Origin of the sequence: Phocaeicola oris, assembly GCF_021295095.1 — a bacterium.
Classification (GTDB): domain Bacteria; phylum Bacteroidota; class Bacteroidia; order Bacteroidales; family Bacteroidaceae; genus Phocaeicola; species Phocaeicola oris.
On sequence record NZ_JAJLQX010000005.1, the window covers coordinates 88,865 to 104,854 of the forward strand.

Here is a 15,990-nt window from a genome sequence, read left to right on the forward strand (position 1 = left end):
ATTGCCATGAACTTAAAAGGTAAAAGACTATTTTATTTTATTTTGGGAGCTATACTTTGTTGGCTGCCCTTTAGTATTGCTATTGCGAATGATCTTCCTTACTGGAAAGATGTTAGCATAACTTCAGTTAATAAAGTACCGGCTCGCTCTGCGTTCATGACTTATCCGGATAAAGTTGCCGCATTGAAAGGAACTTATGCAACAAGTCCGTATTATAAATTACTGAATGGTACATGGAACTTTTATTATGTCGATGGTTATAAAGATCTGCCGGTGGATATAGAGAAGCCGGAAACATCAATTAATTGGAAAACAATAAAGGTTCCGGGAAACTGGGAAGTGCAAGGATATGGAGTTGCAATTTATGTCAATCAGCCTTATGATTTTCAACCGCGTAATCCGCAACCTCCACAGTTACCTGAAGCAAATCCCGTGGGAGTTTATCAGCGTGAGTTCGAAGTTCCTGCTAATTGGGAAGGACGGAATGTCTATCTCCATTTGGAAGGAGCAAAGTCTGGTGTATATGTATATGTAAATGGAAAAGAAGTTGGGTATAACGAAGATTCAAAGAATCCTGCTGAATATCTGATTAATGACTATCTGACGAGAGGGAAAAACTATCTCGTTATAAAATGCTTCCGTTATAGTACCGGTTCTTATTTGGAATGCCAAGATTTTTGGCGTATGAATGGCATTGAGCGCGATGTCTATTTGTTCTCTCAGCCGAAAGTCGCTATTCAGGACTTTAAAGTAGTGTCTACGTTGGACGATTCTTATCGTGATGGCATATTTAATCTGACGGTAGATGTGAACAATCAGCATACAGATACAAGGGAGGTGAATATCTCTTATGAACTACTTGATACTTATGGAAAATCGGTTGCTTCGGGTGAGCAACAAGTGAATGTTGTAAAAGGAAATAATAAAAAGGCTGTATCATTTCATGCTAACCTTTCTTCGGTTAAAACTTGGACATCTGAGCATCCGAATCTATACAAATTACTTCTTTCTGTCAAAGAAAGGGGAAAAGTAACAGAGGTTATTCCTTTTAATGTGGGATTCCGTAAGTTTGAGATTAAGACGATTAATCAGAATGCCGAGAACGGGAAGCCGTATGTATGCTTCTTTGTCAATGGCAAGCCGTTGAAATTGAAAGGTGTTAACGTTCATGAGCATAATCCGGAGACAGGACATTACGTAACAGAGGAATTGATGCGCAAAGACTTCACTTTAATGAAGCAGCATAACATCAACACCGTTCGCCTTTGTCATTACCCGCAAGATCGTCGTTTCTATGAATTATGCGATGAATATGGACTTTATGTGTACGATGAGGCAAATATTGAAAGTCATGGAATGGGTTATAATTTGAATAAGGGACGTACACTTGGTAATAATCCCGAATGGTTAGATAAGCACATGGACCGTACAAATAATATGTATCAACGAAATAAGAATTATCCATGTGTAACAATTCTTTCTTTGGGAAATGAGGCTGGTAACGGATATAATTTCTATATGACCTATAATTTCCTCAAGGATCAAGAGAAAGAAGGAATGAATCGCCCTGTATGTTATGAGCGTGCTCAGTGGGAATGGAACACAGATATGTATGTTCCGCAATATCCTGAAGCAGAGTGGTTTGAGAAGATTGGAAAGCAAGGAAGCGATCGCCCTGTTATACCTTCGGAATATGCGCATGCCATGGGAAACTCTACAGGTGGGCTTTGGAACCAATGGCAAGCTATTTACAAATATCCAAATCTGCAGGGAGGATATATTTGGGATTGGGTTGACCAAGGCATTCTACAGAAAGATGAGAACGGAAGAGAATGGTTTGCTTACGGTGGCGACTTTGGAAAGAATGTGCCGAGCGACGCGAACTTTCTGATTAATGGTATTGTTAACCCTGACCGTACTCCGCATCCGGCAATGGAAGAAGTGAAATATGTCTATCAAAATGTTGGTTTTGAAGCTATTGATTTATTAGCCGGCAAGTTTAAAATTACAAATAGATTCTATTTTTCAAACCTGAGGGATTATGATATTACCTATATTATAAAGGAAAATGGGAATTCTGTCGGAACAGGGAAATTAAACTTGGCACTTGCTCCGCAGGAGTCGGAAGAAGTGATAATCAATACAGCTGATTTAAAACCAAAAAAGAATACAGAATATTTTATTGACTTTTCGGTTAAGAGTAAGTTAGACGCCCCATTGATTCCTGCAGGAACCAATCTGGCTAACGACCAGTTCCGTTTACCTATTGAGCCGCTGAAAGATCAGTTTGTGAAAGGAGCTGATATGAAGATGGATGAGGAAGGTGATGATATTATTTTAAAAGGTAATAATTTAACCTTTGTTTTTAATAAGAAGAGTGGAATAGTTACTTCTTATCAAGTGGGAGGAAAAGAATACATTAATAACAGTTTCGGGTTGCAACCTAATTTTTGGCGCGGACCGAACGATAATGATTATGGCAATGGAGAGCCGAGGCGGACTCATGTCTGGAAATTGTCGAGCAAGAATTTTAATGTAACTTCTACTGACTTTAGTAACAATATACTGACTGTTGTATATAAGTTGGCTGCCGGAAATACATATACCGTTGCTTACACTTTTGGTAAGAAAGGTAGCGTCCATGTCGATTGCGATTTCTCTGCTGTTGATATAAATGCAGAAATTCCACGTATCGGACTCCGTTTGCGATTGCCAAAAGAGATGAATCAAGTGACCTACTTTGGGCGAGGGCCTGAAGAAAACTACATAGACCGCAAGGCCGGCAGTTTTGTTGGTCTGTATAAAACCACTGCTGAGCAGATGTATTTTGCATACGTTCGTCCGCAGGAGAATGGACATCGGACGGATACACGATGGCTTATGTTGTCTAATAAAGGTACGGGATTGAAGTTTACTGCCGATAACTTAATAGAATTCAATGCATTGCGCAATAGTGTAGAGGATTTTGATAGCGAAGAAACCGTGAGCCGTCCGCGCCAGTGGACTAATATGTCGGCAGCAGAAGTTGCCGATCATAATGAAGAAAAGGCAAAAGATAGTATGCGCCGTCAAACTCATATTAACGATATTACTCCCCGTGACTATGTTGAAGTATGTATAGACTTACAGCAACAGGGAGTTGGAGGATATGATAGTTGGGGTTCTTTGCCGGAACCTTGGGCTCAGTTGAAACCGAATCGTAATTATAAATGGGGCTTTACTATCAGCCCGATGAAATAATTCGAGAAAATTTATCATTGCTGTCCGGTAAACCTTTTCACAAATAAAATTTAGGGCTGACATTTCTCACGAGATATCAGCCCTTTTGATTATCTTTGTTTTTAGCACAAAACAAAAGCCTGCCATTGATGCTTGATATCACTGGCAGGCTTTTTAAGATTTAACATTCCAGGAAACGAAAGACCTATAAGCGTTTCAGCCTTTTTAGGAAAAATATTTAGAAAAAGAAGAAAAATTAATAGGAATATTAAAATAATTAATATATATTTGTCTCAACATTAAATCAAGCACACAGATACTATGTAAAATTGTCAATAGTGTTTTCATTTTATTTGTTTGGATTTGATTCATGTTCTTGTTGTCGAATTATTTTGACGATGAGTTTAATCTATATTACATCTATAGTTATAGTTACTACAAGAGTAACAAAGAGTGAAAAGTGATTTTAGTTGTTTTTATGTGGTGTTTTATTGCAAGAGCGCTGTGAAGCGTTAATAATGAACAGTATATTAATTGCAATAATGTTTTAATTAAAAGGTCGTTCTTAAAGCGTTAAGAACGACCTTCTTCAATTAGATTCGTTTGGTTACAGCGGTTTCCCCGAATGGATGAAAAGGTGGGTACGATTTTCTTTCAAGAGAATTTATACCAGTTGATAAACACCTCCCGCTAAGGTGCGAATTACACCTTTCATTTCCAGTTCGAAGAGGTGTACGCTTATCTGATTAACCGGTATATTTGTTTCAATTACCAAGGTATTGATCTGCATTCCTTCAGGAGTGTTTTGCAATTTCTCAACAATGTGTTGTTCTTGCTCACTTAAGTCGGGAAACAATTGACGTTGAATGATTGGCGGTTTCTTTTCATGCTCATCCCATCCCATTGCTTTTATAAAATCCTTAGCGGAAGTAATTAAGGCGGCTTTGTTTTCTCGAATCAAATGATTGCATCCGGTAGAGAACTCATCGAATATTTTACCCGGAAAAGCAAATACATCCCTGTGATAGCTTTCTGCTATATCGGCAGTAATTAATGCTCCTCCTTTAAAAGCCGATTCGACGACAATAGTAGCGTCACTGATACCGGCAACAATGCGATTCCTTTTCACGAAATGTTGTTTATCCGGAATGCTTTTAGTCATATATTCGGTTAATAATCCGCCTTGGCTAATCATTTTGGCAGCCGTTGCTCGGTGTACATTCGGATAGATCATGTCCAAGCCGTGGGCTAATACGCAAACTGTATTATATCCGTTATCTAAAGCAGCACGATGTGAAAAAACATCTATGCCATAAGCTAATCCGCTAACAATTAATACATTTTGAATTTGTTCGGATAATTCTTTAATGAACCTGTCGCATATATCATGTCCGTATTGAGTAGCTCGACGGGTACCTACCATTGCTATAACTTTTAATGTATTTAAATCGGCGTTACCCCGATAGAATAATACAAAGGGAGCGTCGTCACATTCTCTTAATCTGGCAGGATAGCCTTCATCCTTCATGGTTAAACATTGAATCTGATGTTTTTCATTAAATATTATTTCTTTTTCTGCTCGTTGGAATGCTTCAGGGCAGTCAAGCATATCTATTATATTTCTGTTCTTTGGTAAGATTTTGTCGCGCAGTTCTTCTTTTTTTTCAAAAACAGCTTGAGCGCTCCCCATCGCTTTTATCAGATGACGTGCAGTTATCTCGCCTAATCCGGGGATGCAACTCAGAACTATACTATAAAATTGTTCGTCCATCATGATTTAAAATAAGGCGCAAAAGTTTTATCGAAAAGTTCACTGGTACTTAGTTTCCCATTGATGATACATACACATTCGACCGTTGATTTAATAACTATTTTCATGTCCGGTATCCGATAGATATCCTGATAGAAGACATATTTTATTCCTTCCTTTTGAATGTTTAATTTAGAAATGAATTCTTCACCACTGTGGAGAGGTGTTTTGAAGGACATCGTGAGTCTTGCTACTACCGGATCAATTTTTTCTTCATGCAGTTTGGCAAAACTCAGTCCCACAGATGTAAGAAACTCATGTCTTGTATGCTCGATGTAATGTTGATAGTTGGCATTATTAACTATGCCTTGAAGATCGCATTCATAATCGCGCACTTTCATTTTTAGTTCATAAATATAATCTTTCATATTGATAGTATTAATCTTTTTTATTGTTAGATTGGTAATTACGTTTTAAAAATTCATATCCGAAGCGACAGAATAAACATTTTTTCTTATCACAATATTCTTTTTTCAGTTGAATCAATGCTTGTGAATCACCTGCGTGTTCTGCAGGTAAACCGCAAGTATTCCACATTCTTATTATATAATTATTTTCGGGTTTCAGCTCCTCTAAGAATTGTTGTGCTTTACGGTAATATTTATCTTCTCCTTTATACCGACCATACGCATATAGAAATGTGATGATGGTATTGATGATTATCAGATTTAAAGAGTTATCGCTTAGTGTCTTAGGCCTACATGTTGAGTTTCCTCCGAAAGTATAATGTGTCAACCAGTATTCCGAAGTTCCGCCTCTAAACAAATCTCGAAGTTGTTTCAATGATTCTGCTTCAAGAACTTGGGCAAGTAATCCGTAGGAACGATGGTATAAACATGCTAATTGGGCAATTCGTACATGTGGAAAGTTTGATGGTCGGAGTCGAAGAAATTTCCAAAATGTTCCATCCATTGGGGTAAGTTGGAATTTGTAAGCCAAGTATTCATACTCTTTTTTCAGTTGCATATAATATTCATCCCCCTCATAGTCTTCAAGAATGCCGGCCTGACCAAAGAACATGGCTTCTATTTGGAATAAATTATCGTGGTGCTTGTTCAATATATTTAATGGTAATTTGCTTGCCCAAATTTCAAAAGCATCGCCATTTAGTCCAAATCCAAAGCTACGAGCTAATGTAATAAAGAAGGCTTCTTCCCAATCGTAGTTGAATCGCACGAGTCGTTCTTTTACCAAAGCGGTTTTTTGTTCAAAACGTTCAAATTGAAGAGTTGTCAACCAGGAATGGATAAATAGCTTGGATAGCGAAGGAATTATGCGATAGCATGGAGGAAATGCATCCGTCTTTTTTAATTCTTCATAATTCCTTTGAATAGATTCTGGGCAGTCCAGCTGCATCTGAGGAATCAGTTCTCCATTACTCCGTTTTATTTCTGCGTCCAATATCTTCACAACATGTAGAATAACAGAATCGTATGATAAATCCTTATTATGTCCATGTAAGAACCAGTCGGAGGCATGGTCATGTATTTCTACATTTCCTATCCACAGCACATTATTAATTTTTATTTTGGCATTAAAAAAATCAGGTCCGGCATTTATATTTTGTAAACCGGGATCAATTATTTCAACAGGCTGTCCGTTAGTCGTCCTCATTTTCTGAAGAGGGAAAATCTTATGTTTCCAGCAGTAGTGTAGTAGTCTTTCCATTGTTAATGAGTTGTTAATAAAGAACAAATTTAATATTTTCAAATGGAAATCACTAACTTTGCAAGTAGTATTTAAGAAAAATAGAAGGAATATGAAAATTGCCTTAATTGGATACGGAAAGATGGGACATGAGATTGAAAAAATTGCCATATCTCGAGGCCATCAAGTAGTTTGTGCAATAGATAAGGATAATCATCATGATTTTGATTCAGAAGGATTTAAGAGTGCAGATGTGGTGATTGAATTTACTTCTCCAACTACTGCTTATGACAATGTAATAAATGCTTTTGAAAGAGGAAAAAAAGTAGTTTGTGGTAGTACGGGGTGGATGGTCACTCATGCTGATGAGATGAAAAAGCTTTGCAAGGAAGAACATAAAACTTTGTTTTGGTCGTCCAATTTTAGTTTAGGTGTTTATATCTTCTCTGCGGTTAATAAATATTTGGCTCGTATTATGAATAACTTTTCCGCTTATGATGTGTCGATGACAGAGACTCATCATGTTCATAAATTAGATGCCCCAAGTGGGACAGCTATTACTTTAGCTGAGGCTATTATAAAAGAGCTTGCCCGCAAGGACAAATGGGTTAAAGGGACCTTGCAGTCTGCTGACGGATCAATTTCCGGTTCCGCGCAATGTGCGATAAACGAATTTCCGATTAATTCTATACGAAAGGGAGAAGTTCCCGGAATTCATTCTATTCGCTATGATTCTGAAGCTGACAGTATTACTATTACTCATGATGCTAAGAATAGAAAAGGATTTGCTATGGGCGCAGTTCTTGCGGCTGAGTTTACAGTTAGTCATGATGGATTTATTGGGATGGATGATTTATTTCAATTTTAAATTACTTATATATGGTTAAGCCTACAAAACGACAAATCATAAAATGTTGCATAGCTTTAGCTATCTGGCTTGTATTTATTCTTTGGATTCACAGCTTGTTGGGTCTCATTGCCGTTCCATTTATTATTGATGCTTATATTACTAAGTTTATTCCGTGGTCGTGGTGGCGGAAATCGAAAAATAAGCATATTGTATCTATTATGAGTTGGGTAGATGCTATTATTTTTGCTTTGGTGGCAGTCTATTTTGTTAACTTATATTTTTTCCAGAATTATGTTATCCCAACTTCTTCTTTGGAGAAATCTTTGCTTGTCGGAGATTATTTGTTTGTTAGTAAGATGAGCTATGGACCAAGGACTCCGCAGACACCGCTCCACATGCCTTTAACTTCGCATACCATTCCGGTTCTAAATTGTAAGTCGTTTATAGAACATCCGCAATGGGGATATAAGCGTTCTGCCGGTTTCGGTAATGTAAAGCTGAATGACATTGTGGTTTTTAATTTCCCTGTTGGAGATTCATTAGCTACCAAAGTTCCTGCAGAAGGTTTATATTTGATGGCTTACCCTATAGGAAAAGAGATTTCTCAGCCGGTAGATATGACAAATATGACTGCGGAGCAGAAGCGTACTGTTTATAATTTCTATTATGAATTCGGGAAAAAATATATTGAAGATAATTCGACAATGTATGGAGAGATTATTTCCAGGCCGGTGGATATGCGGGAGAATTATGTAAAGCGTTGTGTCGGGCTTCCTGGTCAGACATTACAGATAAAGAACCGAATAATTTATTTGAATGGAAAGGAAAACAAAGAACCGGATAATGTTCAGTATGAATATCTTGTACATGTAAAGGCTCCAATACCTAATGAATTGGCTCAGGAATTGGGTATTTCGCGGGAGGACTTATCATATTTCTATTCGAAAGAGTCTGTTTATGATATGCCACTGACAAAGAAAGCAAAAGCCGGTTTGCTGGCAAGAAAGGATATAGTTGTCAGTATTGACGATCCGGTGGAGACAACAAATTCCGATTGGCTCTATCCGTTAAATAAGGAAACAGGTTGGACAAGAGATAATTATGGTCCAATCTGGATTCCAAAGAAAGGTGCAACTGTTGATCTGTCTTTGGAGAACTTGCCCTATTACGAGCGTCCTATTCAGATTTATGAAGGTAATACGTTGAGTGTGAAAGAGGGTAAGATTTATATCAACGGAAAAGAAACGTCCAGCTATACGTTTAAGATGGATTATTATTGGATGATGGGCGATAATCGTCATAACTCTCAAGATTCCCGTTATTGGGGATTTGTTCCGGAAGATCATATCATAGGGAAACCTATATTTATTTGGTTATCATTGGATAAGGATCGCGGATGGTTTAGTGGAAAACTTCGTTTTAAACGCATGTTTACGTTAGTTGATAACATAAAATGAGGTGAAACGGCATCCTGTAGTCATAGTGCTTCGAACTTTTGTGTTAGTAGTATTTGTCGTACTGCTTTGCAAGACTTTTGTTGTTACATCTTGTACCATCCCTTCTACAGGTATGGAAAATGGTTTGTATAAGGGAGAGCGGGTACTCGTCAACAAATGGAGTTACGGTTTGCGTTTGCCTTTTTCGACAAAACGTTGGTGTGCAAGAGAAGCAAAGAGTGGGGATGTAATAGTATTTAATAATCCTAATCCGCGTGATAATACAATAAGCATATATAATAGGGATGTATTTGTTAGTCGTTGTAAAGGTGCTCCGGGAGATACATTGATGCTGAACGATGGGTTGACGATTACAAATGATGAAGTGTTCAGCCCGGATATAAAGTCTTTTTATCTTTATCCGTTAGAAGAGGAAAAAGAACTGCTTCCTGTGTTGAACAAATTAGGAATAAATGAGCAGACTTTGGTTGGTTATCAAGATGGGAATTACATTCGGAACTTAAGCCATTATGAGTGCTACCTTATCCGGCAGGAACTGAAAGGGAAGATTAATTTGACTCCTTTATATAAGGAAGATACGTTAGAAAGTCATCCTTTTGTTATTCCAAAGAAGGGATTCACGGTGAAGGTGTATCCGTGGAATGTGAAATTACTTTGTAATACGATTTCTCGGCACGAGGGTAAGAGAGCTTCTGTTAGGAATGATATGCTGTATGTTGATGGATATCCTATTTCTTTTTATACGTTTACAAAAGATTATTATTGGATGACATCCGATAACCCTGTCAATATATCTGATTCTCGTTTATTTGGTTTAGTTCCTGATACTCATTTAATAGGGAAAGTGGGAAGAGTTTGGTTTTCTACTCGTGGCGGAAGATTGTTTAAGTCAGTTAGATGATGAAGACTGTTTATTTAAGTTCAGCTTATCTGGCTCCGGTAGAATACTATACTAAGCTTTATTATGCAGATAAAGTGTATGTTGAGCGGTTTGACCATTATATGAAACAAACTTATCGTAATCGTTGTATCATTGCTTCACCCGAAGGACCGCTTTCTTTAAGCATTCCGACAGAGAAGAGTACACAGACGAAGATATTGATGAAGGAGGTGCGAGTTTCCGATCATGGAAATTGGCGTCATCTACACTGGAATGCGCTGGAAACAGCTTACGGAAACAGTCCGTTTTTTGAATATTATGCTGATGACTTCCGCCCTTTTTACGAGAAGAAGCATAAGTATCTTTACGATTATAATAAAGCACTTTGTGAGCTGATATGTCGCTTGATTGATATAGATCCGGAAATAGAAGAAACAGACGAATATAAGATGAATTTTGCTGATGACGAAGAAGATTATCGAAGTATTATTCATCCGAAAGTAAATTATGAAAAAATGGACAAATCCTTTCATCCACTTCCTTTTTATCAAGTATTTAAAGAAAAGTTCGGCTTCCTTCCTAATTTAAGTATTGTCGATTTGTTGTTCAATATGGGGCCTGAGAGCCTGCTCGTCCTTCGCGGTTCGTACAAATAACTGTTTGCAGACTAATTTCCCACTTTCTTCTGTAATGATATAGCGTTGACCTTTCTTGGTTTTGAAGTTCAACGTTTCATTTTTATATCTGATAGAGCATGGCATACCCGATTTGGATAGTATAACAGCCTTTTGGAGTTGACAGTTTTTCCAGTCTATTGCAATTTCAAAGTTGCCTCTTGCGCAAAGTCCTTTAACAGAACCGTCAGCCCATGCATCAGGTAATGCAGGGAGCAAATGGATAAATCCTATATGACTTTGTAATAACATCTCGGTGATACCTGCTGTTCCACCAAAGTTACCATCTATTTGAAATGGCGGATGAATATCCCATAGATTATTTGTCGTTCCATTCTTAAGCAGATTCTTATATAATATATATGAATGGTTTCCGTCTAATAACCGTGCCCATTGATTCAATTTCCAACCCATGCTCCATCCGGTCGCTCCATCTCCACGGTGAACGAGCACCACTTTAGCTGCTTCGGCTAACTCCGGAGTTGTGATAGGAGAAAGTGTGTGCCCCGGATGTAATCCATACAGATGGTTCACATGACGGTGTTCATCTTTCGGGTCATCTATATCTCTCGACCATTCCATCAACTGACCGTATCTGCCTATCTGATAAGGGACGATATGATTGAGAACTTCCTGCCATTGCTTTTGTTCTTTCTTGTCCACACTCAAAATTCTTGCAGCTTCTATTGCGTCTGTCAGAATCTCTTTAGCTACGGCATGAACAAAAGTGGCACCCATATCAACACCACCGTGTTCAGGCGATGTTGATGGAGCTGCCGTATAACTACCGTCAGGACGATGCCAAAGGAAATCGACAGTAAAGTTTGCCGCGCCCTTTAGTATCTCATAACCGGTATTCTTCAGGAATGATTTATCGCGTGTGTAATCGTAATAATCCCAAATGTGAGTTGCCAGCCACGGACCGGCCATTGGACAAAGATTCCATTGCATATCCTTACTTGTGACGGGTGACGCGAAACCATATATGTTCGACGAGATGGAAGTTGTCCAACCGCGAGCATTCCAATAAGATTGAGCAACCTTTTCTCCGGGTTTAATTTGTGATTTGATAAATTCTACCAATGGCGGAAAACATTCGTTTAAGTTGGTTGATGAAGCCGGCCAATAGTTCATTTGAATATTAATATTATTATGGTAATCCATGTGCCACGGACCATCTACGCCATTCGACCATATACCTTGCAGGTTTGCCGGCATGGTACCTTCGCGCGAGCTGGCAATCAACAAATAACGACCAAACTGATAATATAATTCTTCCAGATAGAAGTCTGACCGGTCATTCGTTTTGAGATTCAGTAACCGCCGGTAGGTCGGAATATCTGTCCTTGCGACTTGCGGATTCAAATGTAATTCAACTCTATTGAAAAGATTCTGATAATCTGCTATATGTCTCTTCCATAGCTCGTCTGTACTTTTATTTAATACGTTTCGCATCATAGCAGCCGTACTGTTTATCGGGTTTACTCCGACATAGGTTGTGGGATTAGAGAAATCGGGGTTGTAATTAACTTGGTAATCCGTATCGGCTGTTAGGAAAAAGTAAACGTCATTTGCGTTCTTAATGATAATCTTCCCTTCTTTTAATTGCGTCTCTCCACCATTTATTACAGGTGAAACTCGGAGCGCAAACGCTTCGTTATTATTTTTTAAATGGCCTTTGTAGAGCATCTGATTATTCTCCATTTCTGAAGTGGCTTCCATATAGGGAGTTGATTGCCAAGAAAATGTCAGGTTTTGCATTCCGGGTTTGTCGGCTATATAGTGAATTACCATGACACTGTCCGGATACGACATGTAATATTTTCGAGTGAAACGGACACCGTTCTTTTGGTATGATACCGTTACTAATGCAGAATCTAAAGACAACACTCGTTTATAATCGCTCAGTCTCACTTCATTGTGACCGGTTTCTATGTAAGCTTCGCCTAAGGAAGTATAGGTTCCAAATCTGAAAGGGTCTTCATCCCCCGTCTCATAAGGAACCAGACCGTTAAAATGGTCTGCTGTAATTTTTCCGGCCTTTTCAAAATCTCCTTCTTCAAAAGCTTTTCTTATTTCAGGAAGAAACTTAGCCGATTCTTTATTTACATTCCAATAGTCAGAAGGATTCTTTACGGAGTTCGGACCGCCAGTCCAGAGACTTTTCTCGTTTAGTGTAAGTCGCTCGGCTGAAATAGATCCAAGAATATTTGCCCCAAAACTTCCATTGCCTATCATTAATGAGTTCGCTTCCCAATTCTTATCAGTTGTCAGGTTATACCACGATTGCATACCTGTTAATTCGGTAGGCTTATCGAACCAAATGTTTAAACCTTTTTTCCCGTCAATGTCTTGTGCGCGTAAAGAAAAGGCATGAATGAAAACGAAGATTAAAAGAAGGGATTTCTTCATATTTTTATATGATTTATGTTTTTTACAAAGGTAATCTTTTTTGCACTAACAGGTTAATTTGTAGATGGATATTTTGATACGTATGAGTGCGTAAAGTGATGCGTATGAACAAGTGAAATGATACGCATGAGTTGAACGACTCATACGGATGAGTTGATCGATTCATGCGGATGAGTTTGTCTTTTTATACGTATGAAATAGGCGCTTGATACATATTGACTTAGAAATTTATCAAATTGACTTTGAAATTCTCTTTTATGAGTTTAAGAATGGACTATTTCTTTGTTTTGATTTTGATTATTACTTGAACGTAATACGCCCAACTGTAATTTTATATATCTATTTGCAATCATTATCAGAATAGAAGGAAGTTCTTTACAGCAAAGAATGTAGCCATGAATGATAAGGCTCTTTCTACTATTCATGGATAAAAGCTCATCTTTTGGGAAAATAAATCCCCAATTTTAAAAATTTTCTTTGTACGGCAGGATAAGCAAAAAAAATCTGTAATTTAGCAAACATGATATTAATTTTGTCAAATGGCAATAAATGTTCAACATAATTACTCTCTTTTGGGGCATAATACCTTTGGGATGGATGTGAGAGCAGACGAATTTATCAGCTATGATTCGGAAGATGAGTTGAAAGAGGTACTGAAGTCACATCCGAAAGAGAGACCGGTTTTTCATATCGGACAAGGTAGTAATCTTCTTTTTACAAAAGATTATAAAGGTACCATTTTGCATTCGAATATTCGTTTTATTGAACTGAAATCTATCGATGAAAAGGGCGTTTTTTGTCGAGTAGGCAGTGGATTTGTATGGGATGACTTCTGCGATGATATGGCGAAAAAGAAATTCTATGGAGTAGAAAATCTTTCGTACATTCCGGGAGAGGTGGGTGCTGCCGCTATTCAGAATATTGGCGCGTATGGCGCAGAGGTTTGCAATGTTATCAGTCAGGTTGAAGCTGTAGAAATCTCTACCGGAAAGAAAAGAATTTTTACTAATAAAGAGTGTTGCTATGGATATCGCGACAGTATTTTCAAGAATGAGTTGTGGCGACAATATATTGTGACAGCAGTATTGTTTCATCTTTCGGTTAAACCGGAAGTGAAGTTGGATTATGGGCAGTTGAAAGATTTGAAGGCGATGAATTCGGTTCCTTCAGCTGAAGAGATAAGGGAAGCGGTTATTGCGATCCGAAAGAATAAATTGCCTGACCCTTCGGTTTTAGGAAGTGCCGGTAGTTTTTTTAAGAATCCGGTTGTGTCAGTCGTAAAATATGAAGAGTTAAAGAAGAAGTACGAAGATATTCCTCATTATATTATTGATTCTGAACATATTAAAATTCCGGCAGCTTGGATGATTGAACAATGCGGCTGGAAAGGAAGGTCGATGGGAGGAGCGGCAATATACGAAAAACAGTCGTTGATTATTGTTAATCAAAACCATGCAAAGCCTGAGGATGTGATTCTTTTGGCCGAAGCTGTTCAGAAATCAGTTTATGCGAGGTTTGGAATTGAAATTTATCCGGAAGTTAATTATGTCTAATAAAAAAAGCCTATGTCATCGTTTATTGTAGAAGGGAATCATCCATTGATTGGGGAGATAGAGCCTCAAGGGGCTAAAAATGAAGCGCTTGAAGTTTTATGTGGAGTACTGTTGACAACAGATGAGGTCATTATAGATAATGTACCGGATATTCTTGATGTAAATAATCTGATTCAACTGTTTTGCGATATGGGCGTGACGGTACGACGGATGGGGAAGAACATATATAGCTTTAAGGCTGAGTATATTGACATGGAATTCATAGAAGGAGGTACATTCTTGGATAAGTGTGCCAAGTTGCGTGGGTCGGTGATGATGATCGGTCCGTTGCTTAGTCGATTAGGTAAGGTTTACTATGCTAATGCAGGAGGAGATAAGATAGGTCGGCGACGTTTAGATACCCATTTTAAGGGAATCTGTGATTTGGGAGCCGAGTTCTCGTATGATGAGGAAAAGCAGGCATACTGTTTTGAAGTGAAGAAACTATTGAGAGGGACATATATGTTGCTCGACGAGGCATCAGTAACCGGAACAGCAAATATTATTATGGCTGCCGTGATGGCTCAAGGTACAACTACCATATATAACGCTGCATGTGAGCCATATATTCAGCAACTTTGCAAGATGCTGAATAAAATGGGAGCAAAAATCTCAGGAATTGCATCGAATCTTCTGACAATTGAGGGTGTTTCATCGTTATGTGGTACATCGCATACTATACTTCCGGATATGATTGAAGTAGGAAGTTTCATTGGAATGGCTGCTATGACGTACAGCGAATTGACGATTAAAAATGTGTCATGGGATAACTTGGGTATTATTCCGGATAGCTTCCGTCGCCTTGGCTTGCAGTTAGAGAGACGCGGAGATGATTTATATATACCTCGTCATGATCATTACGAGATAGAGTGCTTTCTCGATGGTTCTATTTTGACATTGTCCGATGCTATCTGGCCGGGGTTGACACCAGACTTGCTCAGTGTGCTTTTGGTCGTCGCTACTCAGGCAAAGGGCAGTGTACTTATTCATCAGAAAATGTTCGAAAGTCGTTTGTTCTTCGTTGATAAACTGATAGATATGGGCGCACAAATTATTTTGTGCGATCCGCATCGGGCAGTAGTCATCGGACATGATCACCGCATTCGGTTGAAAGCAAACCACATGGTATCACCGGATATTCGTGCTGGTGTAGCCATGTTGATTGCAGCGATGAGTGCCGACGGAGTAAGTAGGATTGACCATATAGAACAAATTGACCGTGGATATACTCGTATAGAGGAGCGTTTAAATGCTATTGGGGCACATATTACCCGTATTGATTAAGTTAATTATTATAAGATATTTGCCTAAATAAGCATTAGCATGTCTATTATATAAATAGGAGTTACTCCCTTTTTCTATTCAGAATCAAGAAATGATGCTATTGTAGAATGAATATATGGAGAAGCGTGAATTGCTGGTAGAAGATGTATATATTGATTTTTTATT

The 15,990-nt window shown here is 38.3% G+C and carries 10 protein-coding genes and 1 pseudogene; 7 read left to right on the top strand and 4 right to left on the bottom strand.

What is annotated here, in order from left to right:
- Positions 1-6: 6 nt before the first annotated feature.
- Complete coding sequence (locus LO761_RS04235; protein ID WP_272817086.1) at positions 7-3,240, top strand: glycoside hydrolase family 2 TIM barrel-domain containing protein; 3,234 nt, start codon at positions 7-9, stop codon at positions 3,238-3,240.
- A 643-nt stretch (positions 3,241-3,883) separates the two neighbouring features.
- Here LO761_RS04235 and dprA read toward each other — a convergent pair.
- From dprA to LO761_RS04250, 3 genes are read right to left on the bottom strand one after another with little or no spacing between them, the layout of a single operon-like run.
- Positions 3,884-4,996: a DNA-processing protein DprA gene (gene dprA / locus LO761_RS04240; RefSeq protein ID WP_272817110.1), complete on the bottom strand. Its 1,113-nt coding sequence runs from the start codon at positions 4,994-4,996 to the stop codon at positions 3,884-3,886.
- Positions 4,990-5,397, bottom strand: coding sequence for an acyl-CoA thioesterase (locus tag LO761_RS04245; protein WP_272817087.1), 408 nt, complete (start codon positions 5,395-5,397; stop codon positions 4,990-4,992). Before LO761_RS04245 ends, dprA begins: the two co-directional genes overlap by 7 nt.
- A gap of 10 nt (positions 5,398-5,407) precedes the next feature.
- A complete protein-coding gene (locus LO761_RS04250) occupies positions 5,408-6,697 on the bottom strand; it encodes a DUF2851 family protein (RefSeq protein ID WP_272817088.1) in 1,290 nt (429 codons plus the stop codon).
- A gap of 91 nt (positions 6,698-6,788) precedes the next feature.
- Between LO761_RS04250 and dapB the strand changes: the two genes are divergently transcribed.
- Genes dapB through LO761_RS04270 form a run of 4 tightly spaced genes read left to right on the top strand, consistent with a single transcriptional unit; the run spans position 6,789 to position 10,519 of the window.
- Positions 6,789-7,544 carry a 4-hydroxy-tetrahydrodipicolinate reductase gene (gene dapB, locus LO761_RS04255; protein ID WP_272817089.1) on the top strand — a complete coding sequence of 252 codons (756 nt, stop codon included), beginning with the start codon at positions 6,789-6,791 and terminating at the stop codon, positions 7,542-7,544.
- 11 nt (positions 7,545-7,555) lie between these two features.
- Complete coding sequence (lepB, locus tag LO761_RS04260) at positions 7,556-8,983, top strand: signal peptidase I (protein WP_272817090.1); 1,428 nt, start codon at positions 7,556-7,558, stop codon at positions 8,981-8,983.
- 1 nt (position 8,984) lies between these two features.
- Positions 8,985-9,884, top strand: coding sequence for a signal peptidase I (lepB, locus tag LO761_RS04265; protein WP_272817091.1), 900 nt, complete (start codon positions 8,985-8,987; stop codon positions 9,882-9,884).
- A complete protein-coding gene (locus LO761_RS04270) occupies positions 9,881-10,519 on the top strand; it encodes a WbqC family protein (protein ID WP_272817092.1) in 639 nt (212 codons plus the stop codon). The genes lepB (LO761_RS04265) and LO761_RS04270 overlap by 4 nt, the downstream gene beginning before the upstream one ends.
- A 12-nt stretch (positions 10,520-10,531) precedes the next feature.
- Here LO761_RS04270 and LO761_RS04275 read toward each other — a convergent pair.
- A pseudogene (locus LO761_RS04275) lies at positions 10,532-12,949 on the bottom strand (glycosyl hydrolase family 95 catalytic domain-containing protein); the annotation flags it as partial.
- A gap of 539 nt (positions 12,950-13,488) precedes the next feature.
- Here LO761_RS04275 and murB point away from each other — a divergent pair.
- Complete coding sequence (gene murB, locus LO761_RS04280; protein ID WP_336385765.1) at positions 13,489-14,502, top strand: UDP-N-acetylmuramate dehydrogenase; 1,014 nt, start codon at positions 13,489-13,491, stop codon at positions 14,500-14,502.
- Positions 14,503-14,514: 12 nt separating this feature from the next.
- Positions 14,515-15,825 carry a UDP-N-acetylglucosamine 1-carboxyvinyltransferase gene (gene murA / locus LO761_RS04285; RefSeq protein WP_272817094.1) on the top strand — a complete coding sequence of 437 codons (1,311 nt, stop codon included), beginning with the start codon at positions 14,515-14,517 and terminating at the stop codon, positions 15,823-15,825.
- Positions 15,826-15,990 lie beyond the last annotated feature (165 nt).